Origin of the sequence: Pseudobacter sp., assembly GCF_051955275.1 — a bacterium.
Classification (GTDB): Bacteria; Bacteroidota; Bacteroidia; order Chitinophagales; family Chitinophagaceae; genus Pseudobacter.
In genome coordinates this window covers 23921-45237 of the sequence record NZ_JBQCGW010000272.1, presented here as the reverse complement: position 1 = coordinate 45237, position 21317 = coordinate 23921, and the positions used below count along the sequence as shown (strand labels likewise).

Sequence of the window (21317 nt, the reverse complement as noted above, 5' to 3'; positions counted from 1 at the left end):
CTTGTTCTTTTGAATGATTAGAATTTGAAGATCACTTCGGTTCCGAAGAACAGGTCGATATTCCTTCTCTCATACTGGGTGGAATATCTCGCACTCCTTTCCAGCGGCTGATGGCTGAAAACGTTGTTGGCGAAGAAAGCGAAACTCATGCCCTTACCGATGTCTTTCGACACGCGCAGGTTGAACAACCAGAGCGGGTTCCACTTTTCCTGTTTGAAATATTCCGGGTTGTAATTTTCCACCAGCTCTCTTCTGGCAGGCGTATTGGGCGCGGCAGCCAGGGCATCACGCTCTCCTTTCGACAACATGCTGAACTGACCGGTAGCCCTTGCGATATAACCGATGGCAACGCTATCCACTCCGATATTCCTTTCCTTCTGCCACCAGATGGTTTGAGCAGCCAGTGAGATCACCAGCCTGAATTCCGGGATATTATGGATGATACGCAAAGTGCTGCTGAAGCGTTCTTCTTTCTTGCCACGTCCTTTATCAAATACAGCGATACGGTCAGGGTCCTGACCTGCATTCTGTCTCTTGCTGATGGTGTAATCCGTAGTGGCAGACTCTGTTTGCATGATAGCGCCATTCAGTACGAATGTTGTCCGGATGGCATCAAAACGGCCCATATCCAGATCAAACTCGATGCCCCTGTTGGTTACATCGATGAAGTTTAGTGGCATATTGTAGTCCGCCACAAAATTCACGAAGCTGTCTGTATTGGTATTCACCACCGGCTTCTGACCGGGAGGCAATGAAATGGCCTTGTACAGTTCCAGTGGTACGATCTTCACGCTGTTGAAAGAATTGGCAAAGGCATAACCGTTGGTGGTCTTCTCATGATAGGCAGTAACAGTAAGGCGTTTCTTCTTATCGATATTCCAGTCGAACCCAAGTTCTTTTTTATTGGTCTTCATCACTTTCAGATTATCGTTCTCCGTATTGAATACACGGGTTGTGATGTATACCAGTGATTCGTTGGGCACTGATGAATACCTGTTGTAGTTGATAAGATCGAAGTAAGCGTTCTGCGGATAGAGATAAAGCAGTGATGGTGCTTTGGCCGTGATGCCCCATCCTGCGCGCATGTTGAAGCCGGGCAGTATTTCGTAACTCCAGTTCAGTCGAGGCGCCGCTACAGTATTCTTCTTGCTGGTCCAGATACCATCGGGTTGGATATTATCGAAACGGATACCGGCCTGCAGGCTCATGCGCTTACCGAATACATTGGCCAGCATCAGATCTTCCGCAAAAAAGCTCAATTGATTGAGTGCAGGGATATCACTGTAAGAGCGTGGCCTGGAGCCGTTTCCACTCTGCATACGCGGAGGCTTGCTAAGGTCGTAGGTTTTACCGGCGCCTGTATTCTTATCCGTTTTCCATTCTGCTCCCATCAGCACGCGATGGGTAAGCCAGTTGCCGCGATGAATGAAACTATTGGTGATCTTGGCAAAAATGTTAAGAGGTTTTCCATCGATCCAAACCTTTGAAAGATATTCAGACGGAACGAACTGTCCTTCCAGTGTAACGTTCTCCATGGCATAGGAAAGCGGGTAGATAGCACCGCTGTACAGTTCCTGCTGGAAGCCTTTCTGTTCCGCATAATTCACACTCACATTGTATTCAAGCTGGCGTGCGAACTTCTTTCCGAGCTCCCATTTTCCATTTGAATTGAAGCGATAATTGTAATCCTGTGCTTTGGTAACAATCTGGTAGCGTTTATCATCGGGGTCTAGCTTCTGCTCATCCAGGTTCATGGAGTAAGTGAAACCGGTGGTGGTGGTAAAAGGCTTGCGGGTGCCAAACTTTTTTGTGTGCATCAATCCGGCTGTGATCCTGTGATAGCCCTGGTATTCAAAACGCTGATCATTGAAAGAGCGTGTATAATCAAGATCTGCGCGCAATGCACCGCCTTTCTTATCCACTGCAAACCCCTTGCTTCCGTAGAACTGGGTAATGCGAGGATTCACGCGGGCTGTGAGCTTTAGCGGCTCAACGCCTGCTTTTGTTTTGATGAGCAGTGCTCCGGAAGTAAGATCACCGTACTCGGCAGAAGGAACACCACGGATCACTTCAATGGATTCTATATTATCTGCAGAGAACTGGCGGAGGTCAGCGCCACCACCGCTGGATGTGGCAAAGCCCGCATTGGCGCCACCCGTGCTGGTATTTGACACCTGCATATTGGCATTGTTGGAGAACGGGGAACCATTCACCATGATGGAGGTTCCCAAACTTCCGAGCAGGCTGGGATTCACCTGGCGGATGCTCACTCTGTTCACATCATTCAGGTTGGGGTTGTTTGCGAGACCACCGGGCAGGAGCTGCAGTACATCAGAGATGCTGGTAGCCTGCAAGTGTTCGATGGCTGTTCTTGAAATGGTGGAGGAAGTAGAACCGTATTTGTTCTCTTTGGCCACCACCACTACTTCCTTGAGGCCAAGGGCATGGGTGGTAAGATTGAAAGCCTGAAAACGCTCATTATAGTTTTCCAGGTTGATATCCCGGTCTTCCGGGATCATACTTAAACCACTAACGGATATACGTAACCGGGCTACAGGTGTTTCTTTGATAGAGAACATCCCGTTCTTGTCTGTAATGGCATAAAGCCCGTAAGGCAAAACCTGTATGGTAGCCCCTTCCACGGGCTTGCGGGTATCTCTTTCCCTTACCACTCCACTGAGGATGGTAGCGCCTTTGGTGACGGCCATCCTGGCGGAATCCTGCCTGACGCCGATAAGGATTTTAGTAGCTGCAGGGTTAGTACTTTCATTCTCCGCAGGCTTTTTGGATTTCTTGATCGCAAAATAATTGTTGCCTACAGACAATGAATACAATCCAACCTGGGATAATAATTCATTGAGCACATCCTGTGCTTTTTTGTCTTTTACTTCGCTCCAGTTGTACTTCACACGAAGCCCTTCTACTACTGTCCGCTCGAAAATGAAGCGGGTCTTTTTTTCTTTCGTCAACAGGTCCAGGGCTTCTTTGAGTGATTTGTCTGATGTCTGTGCAAAGCCTGCCACTACCCCGCACAGGAGTACCAGCAGAAAAATTAGTTTTCTACGCATGCATAGCTGTTTGATATATTGGGTTTATTCAGCCGTACTAAATACCCAGGTATGGGCATCTGCCTGCCTTACGCGGATATCGAGGATCCCCGAGAGTGCAAACAACAGGTCTTTTTCATGGCAAAGAGGCAATACGCCATCGATCTTTCTGGAAAGCAGGTTGGAATCTTCCACTATCACTTTCTTTCCATAGGTCCGGGTGATCAACGTGATGATTTCTGCAACCGATGTGTTGTTCAGATTAAAAAGCTTGTCGTGGTCAGGGCCCTGCAGTACCAGGTCAGATCTTTCCTGGTTGAGTTGCAGCTTTGAGCCGTTGATGGTAGCTACTTCTCCGGGTTTCAGCACCAGTTGCTGATCGGTTCCCTTCATATGCAGTTTCACCTTTCCTGATTCCAGTTCCACTTCTGTTTTTCCATTGCGGTTCCATACATTGAAGACGGTTCCCAGCACTTCTATTTCCACCTGGTCATTTACATGCACCAGGAATTTTTCATTTTCTGCAACAGCGGACTCATTCTGATTGAAGTGTTTCACTTCAAAATGTGCATCTCCTTTGAGCCATACTTCGCGTGGGTTCTTCCGGTTCCATTTTTCAGGATACCTGATATTGGAATTGGCGCCCAGCATCACTTTGGAGGAGTCGGGCAGGTTGATGAGCTTGAAAGCGCCGCGGTTGTCGGTGGTTTCCATCACTTCTTTGGAGGGATGAAGCCAGAGCACGTGGGCAACGATTCCCAGCACCAGTATGATACCTGCCACTGCCGCTACTGCGGGCCAGCGCACCAGTTTCCGGGTAATGGCAGTTGGTTTACCCAGACCGGTTTCCCGTTGAATGGCCTGCCAGACCAGCATTTCCCCTTCTTCATCCTGCACAGGCGTTTGCGCGCGCAGTTCCCGGACCATGCGGGCAGCCTCCTGCATAACCGTGGTAAGCTCAGGATAACACGCCTGAACTTTAAGCCAGTGCGCTTCCAGCTTTCCGGAGTTTGCAGTGCCACTGATCCATTCCTGAAAGGCAGGATCCGCCACAAATTCGGCCACACCCCAGTTTGCATATTGCTGATCAGACATACTCATAATGATTCGCGAATAAGGTCCTCTTTTAATAATACAGTGGATTGGCAGATTTTATCCCAAAAAATTAAAAAGAATTTTTACAGGCCTATCCAGCAGCCGATCATGAAGAAGATGGGGGTGCTTTCGCGCAGCCTTTCCAGTGCGCGGTAGATGAGTTTGTAAGTACCGCCCACCTGCATATCCATTACGGATGCAATCTCTTCATAGGAGAGATTACCGAAGAAACGGAGGTGGATGGCCTCCTTCTGCCTGGGGGTGAGAGTGGAGAGCATTTCCTGCACTTTGCGGGAGTTCTGCCAGGCGGTTTCCAGGCGGATGATCTTTTCCTCGCGGGAATCCTGCACCAGGCTCACTTCGTCCTCAGGAACGAAGGTTTCTCTCCGGTGTTGCTCCAGCAGGGACAGCATATGATGACGGAAAGCCTTGAAGAGGTATTGTTTTACGTGCGGAGTGGCGGACAACCCTCCACGGTTGGTCCACAGTTTCACAAACAAATGCTGGATACCCTCCCGGATCAGCTCTTTGTCTGCACTCAGGCGATAGCCATAATTGAACAATAAATGGTAATACTGATGGTATAGCTGCTCAAATGCACGCTCATCCCCCTGGAGGAAAAGCTCCCAACGTCTTGCGTCAGCCAATGGTTCCGTTGATTCCTGGTTCATTTCTTCCTGCAAGTTTAGCAAGTAAGGAAATCGATTTCAGTCGAAATCGGGAAAACAATTTGTGCGTTAGGGAAAGGTTTGGCGCAAGCGTCAACGGGTATAAATATATAAAAATAAATTAACGGTGAAGAGTCCGGTTTTTAAACCGGTTCATAATCCAGTACCAGTATGCCGTTGCTGAGAACGGAAGAGTTGACCAGTTTCAGGTTCAGCGGCCTTTTGATGCCCTGGAAAAGGGTTGTACCGGCTCCCAGCGCCACCGGGTTGATCATGATTTGGTAGCCGTCTATCAGCCCCAGATCGGTGAGCTGCGCCACTATGCTGCCGCTGCCCAGGATAGTGATATCCTTTCCGGCGCTTTGCTTCAGTTCCCGGATATTCTTTTCCAGGTTTCCGCTGAGCACGCGGGAATTGTTCCAGGAGGGGTGGGTAAGGCTATGGGATACCACCAGTTTCTCCGCTTTGTTCATGCCCTCCGCTACCGAAGGCATCATGGCGCGGGCCTGATCTGTAGGCCAGAAGCCCGCCATCATATCATAGGTACGTCTTCCGAAAAGCAGGATATTGCCTGATTGCAAACCATTCTCGGCATGTTCATTTTCCTGCGGGCCGTGTTGATTCCAGCTGATATCTTCCTCCGGTCCTTTATAAAATCCATTCAGAGTTGTGAAGTTGAAAACAGTGAGTTTACGCATTGTTGTTGTTTTATGTGATGATTAAATGTAAACCAAAAAACCAGCCATCAACGGTCTTGCCGCAAAAACGCCTCATGAAAGTCGCGATCACACTCGGTGAGTTCCCAATTACCGCGCTAAGTTTGTATCACAATCACAAACAATAAAAACCTTAAAAAATAAGATATGGAAACCATCAGCAGAAACGCCATCACAGTATCAGCCATCATCAATGCTGGCATTGAAAAAGTATGGAGGCTCTTCAATGATCCCAAAGCAATCACTGAATGGAACTCAGGTCACCCCGACTGGCATACGCCAACATCCGAGAACGATCTCCGTGCAGGTGGTACGTTCAAGCACCGCATGGAAGCTAAAGACGGCAGCATGGGTTTTGATTTTGAAGGCACTTATACAGCTGTGACAGAGAACAAACTGATTGAATACACCATTGCAGATGGCAGGAAAGTGCAGGTGACTTTTGAGCAGGAAGGTAATTCGGTAAAACTGACGGAAGTTTTTGAAGCGGAGAATATAAACGCTGAGGATATGCAGCGTGCAGGCTGGCAGGGGATCCTTGACAATTTCAAGCAATACGCGGAAACCCATTGATGAAAGAGAAGAGGGCATACACCCAGGTATGCCCTCTGTACCTTAAACGAGCCACCACAACGTGGAAACGGCGGTGGGAGGAACGGGGACGGTTATTGGAGAGAGATTAAATACGTACTGTACTGAGTTTTCCCTTCTGCATCCACAATACGAAGCACTGTGTTCTTTCTTGCACTGACGGGAATATCAATTTGAACATCATTACCTGTGCCTGCCACCATCGGGCGGGTAAGCAGTAGTTTACCTTCTGCATTGAAAAGCTGAACGGTACAACTCATTGCTTTAGATTTCAGACTTCTGATAGTGATCTTTTCTTTATATGGATTGGGGAATACTGCAAAAGAAATATGTTCATTTTTTGCACCCGGCCTGGTAACAGGCGTTTTGGGCGGCCCCACCGCCAGTGAAATGGGTGTCCACATTCTCATCAGGGAACCCTGTGCCGTTGACCGGTAGGTGTTGAAGAAGCCACCGGCCAGGATGCGTGCTTCACCGGGCAGGTAAGCCTGCAGTTTCAGGTCCATCACCCATTCATTGAATCCTGTTCCGAATGCCGGCCCTGTGTCGAGCGTTCCATCCGGTTTCAGGCGGATGATATTTCCGCAGGGTATTCCGTTAAAAGTTGTGAAGTTTCCACCCACTATCACTGAACCATCTGCCATTGGCAGAACGGTGCGTACTTCAGTTGCGAAATCATGTACGGATGTTCCGTTCTGAAATCCATCGCCGGTATTGAAAGTTGGATCGAGGGAACCATCAGCGTTCAGCCGCGCCAGCCCACGGCGTGTGATACTATTGAATTGCTGGAAGTAGCCTCCGATAACAATTCTGTTGTCAGGCATCAGTCCGATAGAAGTCACTGAAGCGAAAGGGCCTGCGAAACCGGTTCCACTGCTGAATGTATTATCGAGCGTACCATTTTCATTGAGGCGTGCGATACGGAGCTTGAATGATCCGCCTACCTTCCAGAACTCACCGCCTACCAGGAGTTTATTGCTACTGTCGAGGCACAGCGCGTATACAGCTCCATCTTCCACCAGGGGATTGTAACTGGCATCACGTGTGCCATTCTCGAAGAGCTGCACCACGCCGCCTTTTGTGCCGATATGAACACCATTATAAGTCTCGAATTGTCCACCGATGATGATCCGCCTGTCAGCGGGCACAGGAGCGTCTTTCACTACCAGGTCCCATACGCGCATGTCGCCTCCATAGGAACCGTCGATGCCAGTGCCGGGGTTGAAGCTGAGATCGAGTGACCCGTCTGTATGCAACCTGGCCACTCCTCTGCGGCTGACGCCATTGATAGTAGTGAAGCCGCCACCGATGAGGATCTTCTGGTCCCAGGGTTGAACAACCACCACATCGGCCCTTCCATCCATATTCAGCACCTGAAAATCAGGATCGATCTCTCCGTTCTTGAGTACACGGGTACCGTAAGGTTTCCAGACACCATTATAGAAGGAGAAGTTGCCGAAGAAGACCACTTTCTGGTCGGCCTGCACGGCAATACATCTTACCACTGCATTGGCTGTATTCCGGTCGTTGTTAAACGTTATATCCCGGATAATATCCTGGCCTTTACCGCTGGAATATACCAGCAGCAGGATTGCGTAAGCAATAAAAGTTCTCATATGTATGGATTTAGGGGTTGCCTGAACTATTCACCCAGCCATTTCTTGAAACCGCTGACCTTGTCTTTGCTCACGATGATCTCTTTATCCAGCGGGATCTGGAGGGTTATTTTTACCCTGCCACCAAAGTAGGCATACATATCCTTGATGGCATCGAATGCAATGATGGTTGACCTGTTAACACGATAGAAATCCGCAGGGTCCAGTGAGGTCATCAGCGATTCCATCGTTTGCGCGATCATGAATTTCTTATTGTCCGTGGTTTTCATGAAATTGATCCTTCCTTCAGCATAAAACAAAGACACTTCTGAAACACGGATCGACACTAGCTTCTGCTTGTTCTTCACCAGGAACCTTTGCTGATAGCGAAGGCTGGCCGAAGAATAAGTCTCGGTTAATACTTCTTTCATTCAGGTAGCATTACTTGAAACAATAAATTAGCACGATCAGTGTAAGGATGGATACAGGTAGAATGGAGAGAGGCTTATTGAAAGCAATGTGCAGGTAAAGTAGTTTTTGGGTCATAGGGATTTGGGATTTGTAACTGAAAACTACACCCATCACAGTTCCCGGAAAAGGATATACGGGTGGATACTCCCAAAAATCTTACGAGCCAGCCAAATCAGGAGACCAACCGGTTGTGCTTTTTCACTTCTCCGGTTTCGATAGCAGCCCTCCCACTCGCCCCGCTGCCGCGTATTCACTAGTTAGCATGATTATGCTATTTCTGCAGGAATGCAGAAAACTAATTTTGTATTGTCATAGGAACACAATTAAATTATGAAAGTCGTAATCATAGAAGAAGAAGAAAAGATCGCCAGTCGCCTGCGCGAAGACATGCTGCAATCGAAAGAGCGGCCAGAAAGTGTTGATCACTTCACTGATTTTTTTGATTTCGTACGTTATCTGAAAGTGAACAGTGAGCCGGACTTGCTGCTGGTGGATATACTGCAACTGAATAACCGTGCATTGCGTTATCTGCAGGAAGGCCATCTTAGCAGTCCACTCCTGTTCACTAATTCATTCAAGCATACGAGTCTGCGTAAATTCCAGCAACAGGATGCACTGCCGGTAAAACTTCAGCATGTACAGCTCGCCAAATCGATACTCAGCCTGAATGATACAGCCGAACAGCCCGCTGTACCCACACGCACTTTTGGAACTGCCACGCAGTACCAGCCGCGTTTCCTGGTGAAGACAAGGGAGAAGCTGCTGTCAATCCGGACAGACGAGATCGCAATCTTTTTTGCAGAAGGGCGGTTGAACTTTCTCAAAACAAAAGACAACAGGAAATACATCCTGCATCATTCCATTGAAACGCTCACGCAGACACTGCTCGATCCGGACCGTTTCTTCCGTGTGAACCGCGCCACCATCGTGGCATTTGATGATATCCGTGAAATGTATTCTTATTTCGGAGGCAGGGTAAAACTGGTACTGAACACACCGTTTGAAAAAGAGATCATCGTGAGCAGGGATAAAGTGTCTGAATTCAAACGCTGGTTAGGAGAATAATAATGTAATAATGATATAAGGAATAGGGTCGATTATACCCCCGCTCCATTCCTGGAGCGGGGATTGTTTTATTGGTGCAGCGCAATTTGCTATTTGCCGGAAACTTTCTTTCTTTGCGTCCGATAGGATCATCAACCCTGCACACCATGTTATCTAATTATTATTACATCGCTGTCGGATTACAGGTTATCTGTGTGCTGCATGCCCTCAGACGTAACACCCACCAGAAATGGATCTGGCTGATAGTGTTCCTGCCAGTGGTAGGCGCACTCATTTACATCTTCACTGAAATGTTCAGCAGGCGTGAAGTACAGAACGTACAATCCAATCTCACCCATCTCTCCAACGCCATCAATCCCGGCGGGCGCATTGCCAAACTGGAAGAAAGGCTTCGCTTCTCCGATACCTTCAATAACCGTATTGAACTGGCTGACGCCTACCTGGCCAATAAACAAACCGGCAAAGCCATTCAGCTCTATGAGCAAAGCCTTACCGGCGCTTTCACCGAGAACGAACACGTGCGTGGTCAGCTGGCCATCGCTTATTTTGCGCAGCAGCGCTACGAAGCTGTTGTGAAAACCGCTTCACAACTAACCACCCTGCCGCAGTTCAGCCGCTCACGTGTGCACCTGCTCTATGCCCTCAGCCTTGCTTATACCGGAGATGAAGCAAAGGCTGAAAAGGAATTCAGGCTCATGAACGGACAGTTCGCCAATTACGAAGCCCGCTACAATTACGGTATCTTCCTGGAAAAAGCGGAACGCAAAGAGGAGGCCATCAGTCAGTTCAGGCAGATCCTGGAAGAATCCACCCACCTGAGCAGCCGTGAAAAGAACGACAACCGCGAATGGTTCCAGCTGAGTAAGGACGCCCTTCGTAAATTGGGCGCCTGATAGCACAAGACGGACGTTTTTTTGGTATCTTACCATACATGAAACGTCTACTGTTAGCCGGCTGCCTGACAGCCGCCACTTTAACTATAGCTGCACAACAAACCCAGAAACCTCCATTACACGGTAAACACTGGATGGCCATTACGGGCAAACCACTGGCCGCCACTGCCGGAAGTATCACTTTCCAGAAAGGCGGCAATGCCGTTGATGCAGCCTGCGCTATGCTGGCCGCCACCTGCACCATGTGGGATGTGCTCAGTTGGGGTGGAGAAACACAGGCGCTCATCTACAATCCCCAAACAAAGAAAGTGATCGGCATCAATGCGCTGGGCGTAGCTCCCACGGGTGCCACTGCTGCTCATTTCAAAGGACAGGGACTGGACTTCCCTCCCGAATTCGGCCCACAGGCTGCTGTTACACCAGGCACCCCTGCCGGTCTATGCCATATGCTGGCGGAATACGGCACCCTTTCATTAAAAGAAGTACTGGCGCCTGCCATGCAACTGGCTGCCGGTTACCCCATAGAAGCACAAACAGCCAACAGCATCGAGCGTGGTAAAGCCCGGATCAAAGAGTGGCCTTACTCCAAAGCAGTCTTCCTCACGCATCCCGGCGAAAAACGCGAAGCGCCGGAAGCCGGGGAGATCTTCGTTCAGAAAGACCTGTTAGCAACCCTGGAGAAAATGGTGGAGGCCGAACAGCAGGCCCTCAAACAAAAGAAGAGCCGGAAAGAAGCCATCTACGCCGCTGCCGACCGCTTTTATAAAGGTGATATCGCCAAAGAATTTGTGAGAGGATGCCAGGAGCAGGGCGGTCTCATTACGTTGCAGGACCTTTCTACCTATAAGATCCACGTAGAGGAACCAATGCATACCAATTATAAAGGAATTGAAGTATACAAACTCTCCCAGTGGACGCAGGGCCCCATGATGCTGCAAAGCCTGAACATCCTGGAAAACTTCAACCTGAAAGCCATGGGATATAATTCAGCAGCGTATATCCATACAGTGTACCAGGCAATGAACCTGGCCTTTGCCGACCGTGATTTTTATTACGGCGATCCTTACTTCCCTCCCGCAGAACCCATGCAGGGCCTGCTTTCCAAAGCATATGCCCAACAACGCGCCAAACTGATCAGTGCTGATAAAAATGATGCCATGGCAGGACCGGGCGACCCCTACCCATTTGAAGGTAAAAGCAATCCTTACCTGGAACTGCTGAAAAAAAGAGGGCTGTTGATTGATACTTCCAGCCGCTCCAACCCACAGTTTGTTCCATCGCATGATGTAAGGAACAGCAATGCGTATATCCCTGGCCGTTATAACCAAGATTCTATATACCAGGATCGTCTCTGGCGCGGCACCACCAGTGTGGAAGCGGCGGACGAGAGCGGCTGGGTGGTAAGCATCACGCCCAGCGGAGGCTGGATTCCCGCCTGCATTGCCGGGAAAACCGGCGTAGGTATGAGCCAGCGCATGCAGAGTTTTGTTACCAATCCTGAACTCAATCCCTTCAATGTGGTGGAGCCCGGCAAGCGTCCGCGCGTAACGCTCACGCCCACGCTGGCACTGAAGGATGGTAAGCCATTTCTTTCTTTTGCCGTACAGGGCGGGGATACGCAGGACCAGAACCTGCTGCAGTTCTTCCTGAATATGGTGGAGTTCGGCATGACAGTGCAGCAGGCTGCAGAAGCAGCCAATATCAACAGCAACCAGCTCTGGCTCTCACTGGGCGGCACATCCGAAAAAGAAAGGGCGCCCCGTCCGGGTCATCTTTTGCTGAAGAATACCACTCCCGAACCTGTGCGTGAAGCACTGAAGAAAATGGGATATACGCTGAGCTTTGATGACAGGACCAGTGGACCTGTCAATGCCATCTGGTTCGACTGGAAGCATGGCTCATTCTGGGGAGGCAGTTCAAACCATGGAGAGGACTATGGGATCGGTTGGTAAAAAATATTTTAAATAATTCCGGAGGCTGCTGACATAAGGCTGTCACTCTGCGACGGTAGGTTTGTATTCATAAAACAAACACCATGTACAACGCAAAGACACTCCTCGCAGAACTCAACAATGAAGCCGAAACCACCCGTAAATTCCTGGCTCTTGTGCCCGTGGACAAATTCGACTGGCAACCGCACCCCAGGAGTATGACGCTGAAACGCCTGGCTACCCATGTGGCGGAATTGCCCGGATGGACTCAGATGGCGCTCGCTACCAGTGAACTGGATTTTGAAAATAATCCCTATACATATCCGGCCGTGAACAACACGCAGGACCTGCTTGACTTCTTTGATCTGAGCCTTGCGAAAGGACAGAGTGAGTTGGAAAAAGCAAGTGATGCGGACCTTTTACCAACCTGGACCCTTCGCAGTGGCGCGCATATTATCAGTGCACGCACCAGGGGCGAAGTGATCCATATGAGCCTTTGCCAGACCATTCACCACCGTGCGCAGTTAGGCGTGTTTCTTCGCCTGCTGAATGTACCGATCCCAGGCAGTTACGGGCCAAGTGCCGATGAAATGGAAGCAATGAAGTCGTAAATACAGGGTCCGGGCCCGTTTTGCAATGGCACGATTTTTTTGAGACTCATGTTAAGTTCATCATAAAATCAACTGTTATGCAAAACTGGCTCAGGACTTTACTGGCAGGTTACGGCGCCTGGAAATGGGGCGGCGGCTGCGTTGGCACCATTTTACTCTTTATCTTTTTCTACTGGCTGCTCGGTCATTGTTAAGACCGTTTTAATGCCCGTTGCGTATCTTGCAGCCCGTGAACAACGTACTGAAAAAGATACAATCGCTTTACCCGCTTTCAGCGGAAGCATTGGAATTGCTCCTCTCCCATCTGGAACAGGTGAGCCTTCCAAAGGGTTACCATTTATTCAGGGAAGGAAGAACAGGCACACAGCTCTACCTGATAGAGCGTGGCATTGCGCGCGCATTTTCCGTAAGGGATAATAAGGAGATCACATTCTGGTTCGGCACTGAAGGGGATATAGCCATCAGTTATTACAGTTATGTTGCCAATAAGCCGGGCTACGAAACAGTGGAACTGCTGGAAGATTCCATCCTCTATACTATTTCGCAGGACAACCTGCAACATCTCTTCTCTACGAATATAGATATTGCCAACTGGGGGCGCAAACTTGCAGAATACGAGCTGATCAGAACAGAAAGGGATTTCATGATACAGCAGAGCCTCCCCGCTGCAGTCCGTTACCAGCAACTCCTGGAGCAGAATCCGCAACTGATCAGGCGTGTGCAGCTCGGTTATATTGCATCATACCTGGGCATAACACAGGTAACGCTGAGCCGCATACGCGCCGGGCAGACAGGCAGCCGCTATTCCAGTTTTATAGCACTGCTCGCTTCATTTTCGGAACCAGCAGGTGCATTACCAGCCATGCTGTAAGATACGCCAGGCCGCAGATCACGAACATGATCATATAACCTACCGTGATATCGCCCTGTCCTTTGTAATACTCAAACAGGTAACCGGCGCTTTTGGCAATAAGGATACCGCCAAGGCCACCCGCCATACCGCCAATCCCTGTGATACTGGCCACCGCTCTCTTGGGGAACATATCTGAAACAGTGGTGAAGATATTCGCACTCCATGCCTGGTGGGCAGCAGCTGCCAGACCAATGATCAGCACCGCATACCACATACCGAAGGAACCGAAAAACTGTGCTCCCATTACCGGCAATACAAAAAGTGCATAAATGAACATGGAAGTTTTCCTGGCTTTGAATACGGGCCAGTTTTTCTTGATGAGATTGCCCGGAACCCAGCCTCCGAAGATGCTGCCGAAAGCAGCGATTGTATACACGATGGCCACGGGTACTGCAATATCTGTAGTAGTAAGACTGTATTGTTTTTTGAGGAAGTCGGGCAACCAGAAAAGATAGAACCACCAGATGCCATCGGTCATGAATTTACCGAGTGCAAAAGCCCATGTCTGGCGATAACCCAGCAACTGGCCCCAGGATATTTTCTTGCTGGTACTGGCTGCATTTTCTTCAGCTTTTTCATCCTCATCACTGTGGATATAATCGAACTCAGGTTTTTTCAAACGTTTGCTGCGTGCGGGTACTTCATATAACCAGAACCAGAAGATCAGCCAGATCAGGCCTACAGCGCCTGTGATCACAAAGGCCCAGCGCCAGTTGAGTGCTTCTGCAATGAATGGAACAGTAAGTGGCGCAATGATAGCTCCGATATTGGAACCGGAATTGAAGATACCGGTTGCCAGTGATCTTTCTTTCTTGGGAAACCATTCAGCCGTGGTTTTGATGGCAGCAGGAAAGTTTCCGGCTTCGGTTACACCCAGTGCAGCGCGGGCTACAAAGAAGCCACCGGTGCTGCTGATAAAACCATGCCCGATAGCCGCAACACTCCAGGCGATCAGGGATACGGCATATCCCAGCCTGGTGCCCAGCTTATCGATAAGGCGGCCGATGAACATCATCGCAATCGCATAGGAAAGCTGAAATGCTACAGTGAGGTTGGCATAATCTATTTCAGTCCATTTGAATTCCGCCTCTACGTAGCCTTTTACAAGGCTGATCACCTGTCTGTCCAGGTAATTGATAGTGGTGGCAAAGAAAATGAGCGTACAGATGGTCCACCTGTATTTTCCTATGACTTGCTGCATGATCGTTCAGGGTTTTGGTTGTGTTGAATGAAAGATGTAGGATACCTGTTTATCTTACCTCTTTGATGAGTTGCAATGCTACGCTGGCGGCTGCACTGAGCTCATCGTATTTCTTTTCTTCAAGAACAGTTTTTGTGATCAGTTTGCTTCCCATGCCTACGGCGCTGACGCCGGATCTGAACCAGGCGGCAAGATTTTCTTTCTCAGCTTCCACCCCACCGGTTGGCATGAAGAGCAGGTCAGGAAACAGTTCGCGGATAGCGCTCATGAAGCCCGGGCCCAGCAGGTTGCCGGGAAAGAGTTTGATGAGCGAAGCGCCGGCCTGTTCAGCCCTGATGATCTCGGTGGTTGTCATACAACCAGGGATCCAGAGCATTTCTTCCTTGTGCACCGTTTCTGCCACTTCTTCGATCATGCCCGGAGCGATGATGAAATCAGCACCGGACTTCATGAAGGCTTTGGCATCTTTCTTTGTTTTGATAGTGCCGATGCCGAGCAGGAGGTCCTTGCATTCTTTATCACGTACTTTCAGCATCGCTTCAAAATTATCCTGCGCCGCTGCGCCACGATTGGTGAATTCCACCACTCTGACACCACCTGCATACAAGGCTTTCATCACTTCGATGCAGGTTGTAGGGTCCGGATGAAAATACAAAGGGATAAGCCCCTGTTCTGTGATCGTTTTCCTGATCAGTTTGTTTTTATCCATGAGCACTGATTCTTTTTTTGATAGTTTCCATATCCTGTCTGGTGGCATCGCCTTTTTCCATGAGCTTCCCGAAAGCCGCAGCAGCTGCGGTTTCTATCACTTCCTGTGGATTATGGCCATGATAAAGTCCGTAAATGAGGCCTGCCATGAAGCAGTCGCCACTTCCCACCTTGTCAACGATGGTTGAGGCCACCAGTCTGGTTGAATGATATTGTTGTCCGCCTGTATCCAGCGATGCGTAGTAAAGGATACCACCATCCCCCTGATCAAAGCGGAAAGTATTTGCTACTGTTTTTACTTTGGGATATTGCTTGTGCAAAGCAAGTGCAGTCCGGGAAGCATGCGCCAGGAAATCTTCCTGACTGCCATGCAGGTGGATCTCAGGATCAACAGGAATGCCGAGCAATGCATTGGCTGCCCAGATATTTCCCATCACCACATCACAGTATTCAACCAGTGAAGGCATGATAGTATCCGGCTTCTTGCCATACTGCCAGAGCCTTGCCCTGTGATTGAGATCGATGCTCACCGTGATGCCTTTTGCAGCAGCAGCGGCAGCACCTTCGCGGCAGACAGCTGCCACCTGTTCAGTCAGTGCCGGGCTGATAGCGCTGAAATGAAACCAGCGCGCATCTTTCAGTACTTCGTCCCAATCTATCATTCCCGGCCTGAGCATACCGAAGGAAGAATATGCACGATCATAGATCACACCACCGTTCTTCAGGTCGGTTCCCTGTGGCAGGTAATAGGTACCGATCCGTTCACCTGAAAAATGAACGGGGCGCGTACTGATATGCTGTTGTTCGAGGTGTTCACAGATCTCACGGGTGAGATAATTATCCGGCAGCGCTGTGCTGTATTCCACCAGCACCTTCCACCTTGCGAGGGCGGTAGCTACATTGAGCTCGGCGCCGCCAACAAATACGGGCATGGATGCATCATGGATCCATTGCCTGTTCAATGCAGGCGATAACCGCAACAGGAGTTCTCCGAAACAAACTACTTTCTTATTCATATCGCAACAATCTCATTGGTTTATCTGAGCTCACTGATTGGCACTGCGTCCATATCGGTGAATACTAAATTTTCCCCCGCCATTCCCCAGATGAAGGAGTAGCTGGCGGTTCCGCAACCGGAGTGAATGCTCCAGGGCGGAGAGATGATGGCATCATGATTGGCGATCAGCATATGACGTGTTTCCGTTGGCTCTCCCATGAAATGGAAAACACGGTGCTGTTCCTGCACATCGAAATAAAAATAGGCTTCCATCCTGCGTGTATGCGTGTGCGATGGCATGGTATTCCATACACTGCCATCATTCAGTACGGTCAGTCCCATTACCAGCTGGCAGCTTCTGATGCCATCCAGGTGAATGTATTTATAGATGGTGCGCAGGTTGGCGGTGCTCTGATCGCCGAGTGTTACAGGTGATGCTTCTTCCTTGCTCAGCTTACGGTTCTCATACGTGTGATGGGCCGGCGCTGAAAGCAGGAAATAGTTAGCGGGCTGCCTGGGGTCATTACTCTTAAAAACCACGTCCTTAGTGCCTTTGCCGAGATAGAGACAATCGAGTTTATTAAGCTGGAATTCTTTCCCGTCTGCAGTTACTGTTCCTTCTCCACCAACATTGATGATACCGATCTCCCTGCGCTCCAGGAAAAAATCCGCACGCAGTTCAGGATGATTGGCCAGGGTTATGCTGCTGTTCACGGGCTTTGCGCCTCCCAGGATCACACGGTCATAATGTGAATATACCAGTTGTAACTGGTCGTCTGTCATCAGTCCGGGCACATGGAAATTATCACGCAGCTGCTGCGTGTTCATGGTACTGGTTTCTTTCGGACTATTCTGAAATCTGATCTCCATTGTTCTTATTTGTGTTGTTTGGCGCTTTCGTTTTTATCTACCCATCCAGCCACCGTCTACGGTAAGGATGGTGCCATGTACATAACTGGCAGCATCGGAGGCCAGGAAGATGGCAGGCCCTTTGAAATCTTCCGGCTCCCCCCAGCGTGATGCAGGGATACGGTCCAGGATGGACTTGCTGCGTGCTTCATCTGCGCGGAGAGCTTCCGTATTGTCTGTTGCGATATAACCGGGGGCAATACCATTCACGTTCACTCCTTTTGATGCCCACTCATTGGCGAGCGCCTTCACCAGGCTGCCTAATGCACCTTTGCTGGCTGCATAGCCGGGAACATTGATGCCGCCCTGGAAAGTGAGGAGGGAACAGGTGAAGATGATCTTGCCATTTCCACGCTGTATCATATCTTTTCCGAATTCCCGGGCCAGGATGAACTGCGCATCCAGGTTGATATTCATAACGGTGTCCCAGTAGTCATCCGGATGTTCTGCTGCAGGCTTGCGCATGATGGTGCCGGCATTGTTGATGAGGATATCCGGTTGAACGGAACCACCCTTTACTTCATTGATAAATGCATACAAACTCCCGCGGTCGCTGAGATTTGCTTTGTGCGTGTAGAATTTCCTGCCGAGTGCCCCCACTTCTTTTTCTATTTCACTGCCGGGGGCCAGTGAGGCGGATACGCCGATGATATCGGCACCTGCTTCTGCCAGCCCCAGGGCCATGCCTTTGCCTATGCCTTTGTTGCAACCTGTTACCAGTGCGGTTTTGCCGCTTAGATCAAAAAAATTCGCCATAATCTGTTATTCCTTCGGTTGATCGATGATTACTGTTGTGCTACCAGTGTTGCCTGATCTGCAAACTGCCAGTTGAAATAGTTCTTTGCGTTGTTATAGCAAATATCCTGTATCACTTTGCCGATCCAGTCCAGGTCATTCGGCAATTCACCGTTCTCAATTTCCTCTCCGAACAGGTCACACAATATACGACGGAAATACTCATGGCGTGGAAATGAAAGGAAGCTGCGCGAATCCGTGAGCATGCCCACAAAACGGCTCAGCAGTCCCATATTGCTCAATGCATTCAATTGTTTTGTCATACCATCTTTCTGATCCAGGAACCACCAGCCTGAGCCCCACTGCACTTTTCCGGCAACGGAACCATCGTTGAAATTGCCGATCATGGTGGCGAACATTTCATTGTCGGCCGGGTTGAGATTATAAAGAATGGTGCGTGTGAGCTTATTGTTTTTATCGAGCCTGTTAAGGAAGGTGGCCAGCGACCGCGCCTGTGAGAAATCCCCGATGGAGTCCCAGCCTGTATCAGGACCAAGTTGCTGCAACATACGGCCATTGTTATTGCGCAATGCTCCCAGATGGTATTGCTGCACCCAGCCGCGTTCCCAGTCCCACTCTGCAAAGAGCACCAGCATGGCGGATTTGAATTGCCTGCGCTCCTGCAGTTCCAGTGTTTTGCCACTGCGCACCTTATCAAAGATACGGCGAAGCTCCGCTTCGGTATATTCCTCCGCGTAGATCTCTTCGAGACCATGATCACTCACGGAACATCCCTGTTCCGCAAAGAAATCATGACGCTTCTTCAGTGCAGCAAGATAATCCTCAAAGGAACCGATATTGGTATTGGCAGCCTGTTCCAGGCGGCCGAGATAATTATTGAAGTTGGCGGCATTGTCCACATTCATGGCGGCATCCGGACGGAAGGCGGGCAGGATGGGAATTTCAAAGCCATCAGATTTTACCTGCTGGTGATAACGGAGATCGTCAACAGGATCGTCGGTGGTGCACACCACGCGTACATCCATTTTACGGAGCAGGTTGCGCACGGAAAAATCAGGGGTATTCACTTTGGCATTGCAGGCCTCGTACACTTTTCTGGCGGAGGCAGGATTGAGCACGTCCTTCACATCGAAGTAGCGCTGCAACTCAAGGTGCGTCCAGTGATAGAGCGGGTTACGGAGTGTATAGGGAACGGTCTCCGACCATTTCTGGAATTTCTCCCAATCGGATGCGTTGCCGGTACAGTACTTTTCATCTATGCCATTGGTACGCATGGCGCGCCATTTATAGTGATCTCCGTATAACCATACCTGTGAGATATTTTCAAACTGAGTATCTTCTGCTATCTGCTGGGGAGGGAGGTGGCCGTGATAATCGATCACCGGCATATCTTTTGCGAAACTATGGTACAATCGTTGTGCGGTAGCGGTCCGGAGCAGGAAATGCTCGTCGAGAAAATTCTTCATAACAATAAATTTAGCCCTGGCAGATTCAGAGATCAGTCAGGGGTTTGTTAACCGTCAAAATAAGTCCTTTGTCAGCGGCGGGCCGCTTTTATAATTACCCAAAGACTATCCTTTTTTAGCAGCTTATGCGATCATGCTGTCCGACTGGAATTTTTCTATCAGCGGTGCTGCGCCCTGCTCCAGCAATTGCTGCAGGTAACCGGTAACGGCTTCTGCAAAGCCGGGCAGGCTGGCCAGGTCAGCATCCCAGAAAGCAGCATCACTCAATACTTCACGCACCAGGTCTGCGGCTTCCAGTCTTGTCCATTTTTCTGCATACCATGCGGCATGATCATCATTCACCAGGTATTTCCTGCCGAAGCTGTTACCGTAATACAACTGATCATTATCCTGTGTACAGCGCATGAACAGCAGGTGCGCTGCAAATCCGGCAGCCATCAGTTCGGGTACGGTCCCGTTGCGCTCATAATGTTTCAGCAGCACGGGAATATTTCGCAGTTTCATTTTGGATGAATACTGCATGGTGATGCTGATCCACTGATGATCGATATGTGGATTGCGATAGCGGTCCAGCACCTTCAATGCAAAATCCTTCGCCATTTCCAGGCTCAGGTTATCGCCAGTGATGGCGGGTGCTATTTCCTGTAACATCAGCGCGCTGATGAACTGGTTGAAAGCGGGATTACCCATCGCTTCCTTCACGGTGCTGAAACCCGCCAGGAAGGACAGTCCGCAGGTAAAGGTATGTGATCCGTTAAGCAGGCGGAGCTTCAGTTCCCGGAATACATTGATATCGGGAGCTATTACAACACCTGCATCCGCTTCGCGGAAAGAGAGGATCTTTTTCACTCTTTCTGAATTGGATTCGATTGCCCATAAACGGTATACTTCGGATTTGATCATCAGCGAATCCTTGTAGCCGGTGGTTTTTTCCATCTCCTGCTGTTCAGCAGCAGGGAGTTTGCCAGGCACGATGCGGTCTACGAGGGAATTGCAGAAATGATTATGCTGATCGAGCCAGGTCATGAAGTTTGCCGGCAGGTCATTGAACACAGCCAGTTGCTGGCAGATCTTTTTGAGTTTGGCGCCATTATCGGTGATCAGTTCGGTAGGTATGATTACCATGCCTTTATCGGCGCTTCCGTTGAACGCTTTGTAACGGGCGAGCAGGAAGGCCAGGAGCTTGCCGGGGAAGGATCCCGGAGGCGTGGCGCGGATGTCTTCCAGTACCAGTTCGATCCCCACTTCGGTAGTATTGCTCACAATGATCTCCATGGCGGGATTCTGTGCGCATTCCAGTACTTTGGCCCAGTCGAACCGCGCAGAGAGCATGCGGCTGATGCTGGCATTCACTATATTTTCCGAGATAGTTTCTCCGTTTTCGATACCACGAACACAGAGGGTGAACATGCCATCCTGCTGGGCAAAGGCATCGGAATCCCCTCCCCTGGTGCTTTTCACCACTACAACACGCCCATTGAAAATCCCCTGTTTGTTGGCTTTGTCTATAAAATAATCAGGCAGGCCGCGCAGGAGCACGCCTGTTCCAAACTGTAATACTTTTTCGGGCAGGTCAAAATAAGACGGTGCCGGAACGTTCACTTCGGGAGAAGAAATGTTAACAATCGTTTGCCTTGACAGATTCATGGGGCCGTGTGTTTTTTAAATAGTGTGATGTGAAGAA

19 protein-coding genes are annotated in these 21317 nt (G+C 49.6%); 6 read left to right on the top strand and 13 right to left on the bottom strand.

The window, feature by feature from the left end:
* Window positions 1-17: 17 nt before the first annotated feature.
* From ACTHMC_RS24060 to ACTHMC_RS24045, 4 genes are all read right to left on the bottom strand, one after another.
* On the bottom strand, window positions 18-3068 hold the full coding sequence (locus ACTHMC_RS24060; protein WP_440417131.1) for a TonB-dependent receptor: 3051 nt from the start codon (window positions 3066-3068) through the stop codon (window positions 18-20).
* Window positions 3069-3092: 24 nt separating this feature from the next.
* A complete protein-coding gene (locus tag ACTHMC_RS24055) occupies window positions 3093-4142 on the bottom strand; it encodes a FecR family protein (protein WP_440417130.1) in 1050 nt (349 codons plus the stop codon).
* 83 nt (window positions 4143-4225) lie between these two features.
* Window positions 4226-4813 (bottom strand): RNA polymerase sigma factor, encoded by a 588-nt coding sequence (locus ACTHMC_RS24050; RefSeq protein ID WP_440417128.1) that lies wholly within the window; start codon window positions 4811-4813, stop codon window positions 4226-4228.
* 140 nt (window positions 4814-4953) lie between these two features.
* Window positions 4954-5508 (bottom strand): dihydrofolate reductase family protein, encoded by a 555-nt coding sequence (locus tag ACTHMC_RS24045; RefSeq protein WP_440417126.1) that lies wholly within the window; start codon window positions 5506-5508, stop codon window positions 4954-4956.
* 165 nt (window positions 5509-5673) lie between these two features.
* Between ACTHMC_RS24045 and ACTHMC_RS24040 the strand changes: the two genes are divergently transcribed.
* Window positions 5674-6099, top strand: a complete 426-nt coding sequence (locus ACTHMC_RS24040; RefSeq protein ID WP_440417125.1) for an SRPBCC family protein — start codon at window positions 5674-5676, stop codon at window positions 6097-6099.
* Window positions 6100-6191: 92 nt separating this feature from the next.
* On the opposite strand, the gene ACTHMC_RS24035 is transcribed toward ACTHMC_RS24040, so the two are convergent.
* Together ACTHMC_RS24035 and ACTHMC_RS24030 are read right to left on the bottom strand one after the other, a co-directional pair.
* Window positions 6192-7733 (bottom strand): hypothetical protein, encoded by a 1542-nt coding sequence (locus ACTHMC_RS24035; protein ID WP_440417124.1) that lies wholly within the window; start codon window positions 7731-7733, stop codon window positions 6192-6194.
* A 26-nt stretch (window positions 7734-7759) separates the two neighbouring features.
* Window positions 7760-8143, bottom strand: a complete 384-nt coding sequence (locus ACTHMC_RS24030; protein WP_440417122.1) for a LytR/AlgR family response regulator transcription factor — start codon at window positions 8141-8143, stop codon at window positions 7760-7762.
* A gap of 370 nt (window positions 8144-8513) precedes the next feature.
* Here ACTHMC_RS24030 and ACTHMC_RS24025 point away from each other — a divergent pair, with 370 nt between their 5' ends.
* From ACTHMC_RS24025 to ACTHMC_RS24005, 5 genes are all read left to right on the top strand, one after another.
* Window positions 8514-9248, top strand: coding sequence for a LytR/AlgR family response regulator transcription factor (locus ACTHMC_RS24025; protein ID WP_440417120.1), 735 nt, complete (start codon window positions 8514-8516; stop codon window positions 9246-9248).
* 146 nt (window positions 9249-9394) lie between these two features.
* Window positions 9395-10141: a tetratricopeptide repeat protein gene (locus ACTHMC_RS24020; protein ID WP_440417118.1), complete on the top strand. Its 747-nt coding sequence runs from the start codon at window positions 9395-9397 to the stop codon at window positions 10139-10141.
* A 38-nt stretch (window positions 10142-10179) separates the two neighbouring features.
* The gene (locus ACTHMC_RS24015) at window positions 10180-12093 is read left to right on the top strand and encodes a gamma-glutamyltransferase family protein (protein ID WP_440417116.1); all 1914 of its coding nucleotides are present in this window, start codon (window positions 10180-10182) and stop codon (window positions 12091-12093) included.
* 83 nt (window positions 12094-12176) lie between these two features.
* A complete protein-coding gene (locus ACTHMC_RS24010; RefSeq protein ID WP_440417114.1) occupies window positions 12177-12683 on the top strand; it encodes a DinB family protein in 507 nt (168 codons plus the stop codon).
* 229 nt (window positions 12684-12912) lie between these two features.
* Complete coding sequence (locus ACTHMC_RS24005) at window positions 12913-13554, top strand: Crp/Fnr family transcriptional regulator (RefSeq protein ID WP_440417111.1); 642 nt, start codon at window positions 12913-12915, stop codon at window positions 13552-13554.
* On the opposite strand, the gene ACTHMC_RS24000 is transcribed toward ACTHMC_RS24005, so the two are convergent.
* From ACTHMC_RS24000 to ACTHMC_RS23970, 7 genes are all read right to left on the bottom strand, one after another.
* Window positions 13496-14797, bottom strand: coding sequence for an MFS transporter (locus ACTHMC_RS24000; RefSeq protein ID WP_440417109.1), 1302 nt, complete (start codon window positions 14795-14797; stop codon window positions 13496-13498). The two genes, ACTHMC_RS24005 and ACTHMC_RS24000, sit on opposite strands and share 59 nt — an antisense overlap.
* A gap of 49 nt (window positions 14798-14846) precedes the next feature.
* Window positions 14847-15506 (bottom strand): bifunctional 4-hydroxy-2-oxoglutarate aldolase/2-dehydro-3-deoxy-phosphogluconate aldolase, encoded by a 660-nt coding sequence (locus tag ACTHMC_RS23995; protein WP_440417107.1) that lies wholly within the window; start codon window positions 15504-15506, stop codon window positions 14847-14849.
* Window positions 15499-16521, bottom strand: a complete 1023-nt coding sequence (locus ACTHMC_RS23990) for a PfkB family carbohydrate kinase (RefSeq protein ID WP_440417105.1) — start codon at window positions 16519-16521, stop codon at window positions 15499-15501. Before ACTHMC_RS23990 ends, ACTHMC_RS23995 begins: the two co-directional genes overlap by 8 nt.
* Before the next feature lie 20 nt (window positions 16522-16541).
* Window positions 16542-17372, bottom strand: coding sequence for a 5-dehydro-4-deoxy-D-glucuronate isomerase (gene kduI, locus ACTHMC_RS23985; protein WP_440417103.1), 831 nt, complete (start codon window positions 17370-17372; stop codon window positions 16542-16544).
* 33 nt (window positions 17373-17405) lie between these two features.
* Entirely contained in the window at window positions 17406-18167 is a 762-nt protein-coding gene (locus tag ACTHMC_RS23980; RefSeq protein WP_440417101.1) for an SDR family NAD(P)-dependent oxidoreductase, read from the bottom strand.
* Window positions 18168-18196: 29 nt separating this feature from the next.
* The gene (uxaC, locus tag ACTHMC_RS23975; protein ID WP_440417099.1) at window positions 18197-19633 is read right to left on the bottom strand and encodes a glucuronate isomerase; all 1437 of its coding nucleotides are present in this window, start codon (window positions 19631-19633) and stop codon (window positions 18197-18199) included.
* Window positions 19634-19756: 123 nt separating this feature from the next.
* A complete protein-coding gene (locus ACTHMC_RS23970; RefSeq protein WP_440417097.1) occupies window positions 19757-21280 on the bottom strand; it encodes a tagaturonate reductase in 1524 nt (507 codons plus the stop codon).
* Window positions 21281-21317: the final 37 nt, after the last annotated feature.

Bases quoted from the DNA above. Each gene is read 5' to 3' on its own strand.
- ACTHMC_RS24035 (WP_440417124.1), bottom strand. From the start codon at position 7,733: ATGAGAACTTTTATTGCTTACGCAATCCTGCTGCTGGTATATTCCAGC.
- ACTHMC_RS24045 (WP_440417126.1), bottom strand. From the start codon at position 5,508: ATGCGTAAACTCACTGTTTTCAACTTCACAACTCTGAATGGATTTTAT.
- ACTHMC_RS24010 (WP_440417114.1), top strand. From the start codon at position 12,177: ATGTACAACGCAAAGACACTCCTCGCAGAACTCAACAATGAAGCCGAA.
- ACTHMC_RS24055 (WP_440417130.1), bottom strand. From the start codon at position 4,142: ATGTCTGATCAGCAATATGCAAACTGGGGTGTGGCCGAATTTGTGGCG.
- ACTHMC_RS24060 (WP_440417131.1), bottom strand. From the start codon at position 3,068: ATGCGTAGAAAACTAATTTTTCTGCTGGTACTCCTGTGCGGGGTAGTG.
- ACTHMC_RS24020 (WP_440417118.1), top strand. From the start codon at position 9,395: ATGTTATCTAATTATTATTACATCGCTGTCGGATTACAGGTTATCTGT.
- ACTHMC_RS23970 (WP_440417097.1), bottom strand. From the start codon at position 21,280: ATGAATCTGTCAAGGCAAACGATTGTTAACATTTCTTCTCCCGAAGTG.
- ACTHMC_RS24015 (WP_440417116.1), top strand. From the start codon at position 10,180: ATGAAACGTCTACTGTTAGCCGGCTGCCTGACAGCCGCCACTTTAACT.
- ACTHMC_RS24030 (WP_440417122.1), bottom strand. From the start codon at position 8,143: ATGAAAGAAGTATTAACCGAGACTTATTCTTCGGCCAGCCTTCGCTAT.
- uxaC (WP_440417099.1), bottom strand. From the start codon at position 19,633: ATGAAGAATTTTCTCGACGAGCATTTCCTGCTCCGGACCGCTACCGCA.
- ACTHMC_RS23980 (WP_440417101.1), bottom strand. From the start codon at position 18,167: ATGGCGAATTTTTTTGATCTAAGCGGCAAAACCGCACTGGTAACAGGT.
- ACTHMC_RS23995 (WP_440417107.1), bottom strand. From the start codon at position 15,506: ATGGATAAAAACAAACTGATCAGGAAAACGATCACAGAACAGGGGCTT.
- ACTHMC_RS23990 (WP_440417105.1), bottom strand. From the start codon at position 16,521: ATGAATAAGAAAGTAGTTTGTTTCGGAGAACTCCTGTTGCGGTTATCG.
- ACTHMC_RS24040 (WP_440417125.1), top strand. From the start codon at position 5,674: ATGGAAACCATCAGCAGAAACGCCATCACAGTATCAGCCATCATCAAT.
- ACTHMC_RS24000 (WP_440417109.1), bottom strand. From the start codon at position 14,797: ATGCAGCAAGTCATAGGAAAATACAGGTGGACCATCTGTACGCTCATT.
- ACTHMC_RS24050 (WP_440417128.1), bottom strand. From the start codon at position 4,813: ATGAACCAGGAATCAACGGAACCATTGGCTGACGCAAGACGTTGGGAG.
- kduI (WP_440417103.1), bottom strand. From the start codon at position 17,372: ATGGAGATCAGATTTCAGAATAGTCCGAAAGAAACCAGTACCATGAAC.
- ACTHMC_RS24025 (WP_440417120.1), top strand. From the start codon at position 8,514: ATGAAAGTCGTAATCATAGAAGAAGAAGAAAAGATCGCCAGTCGCCTG.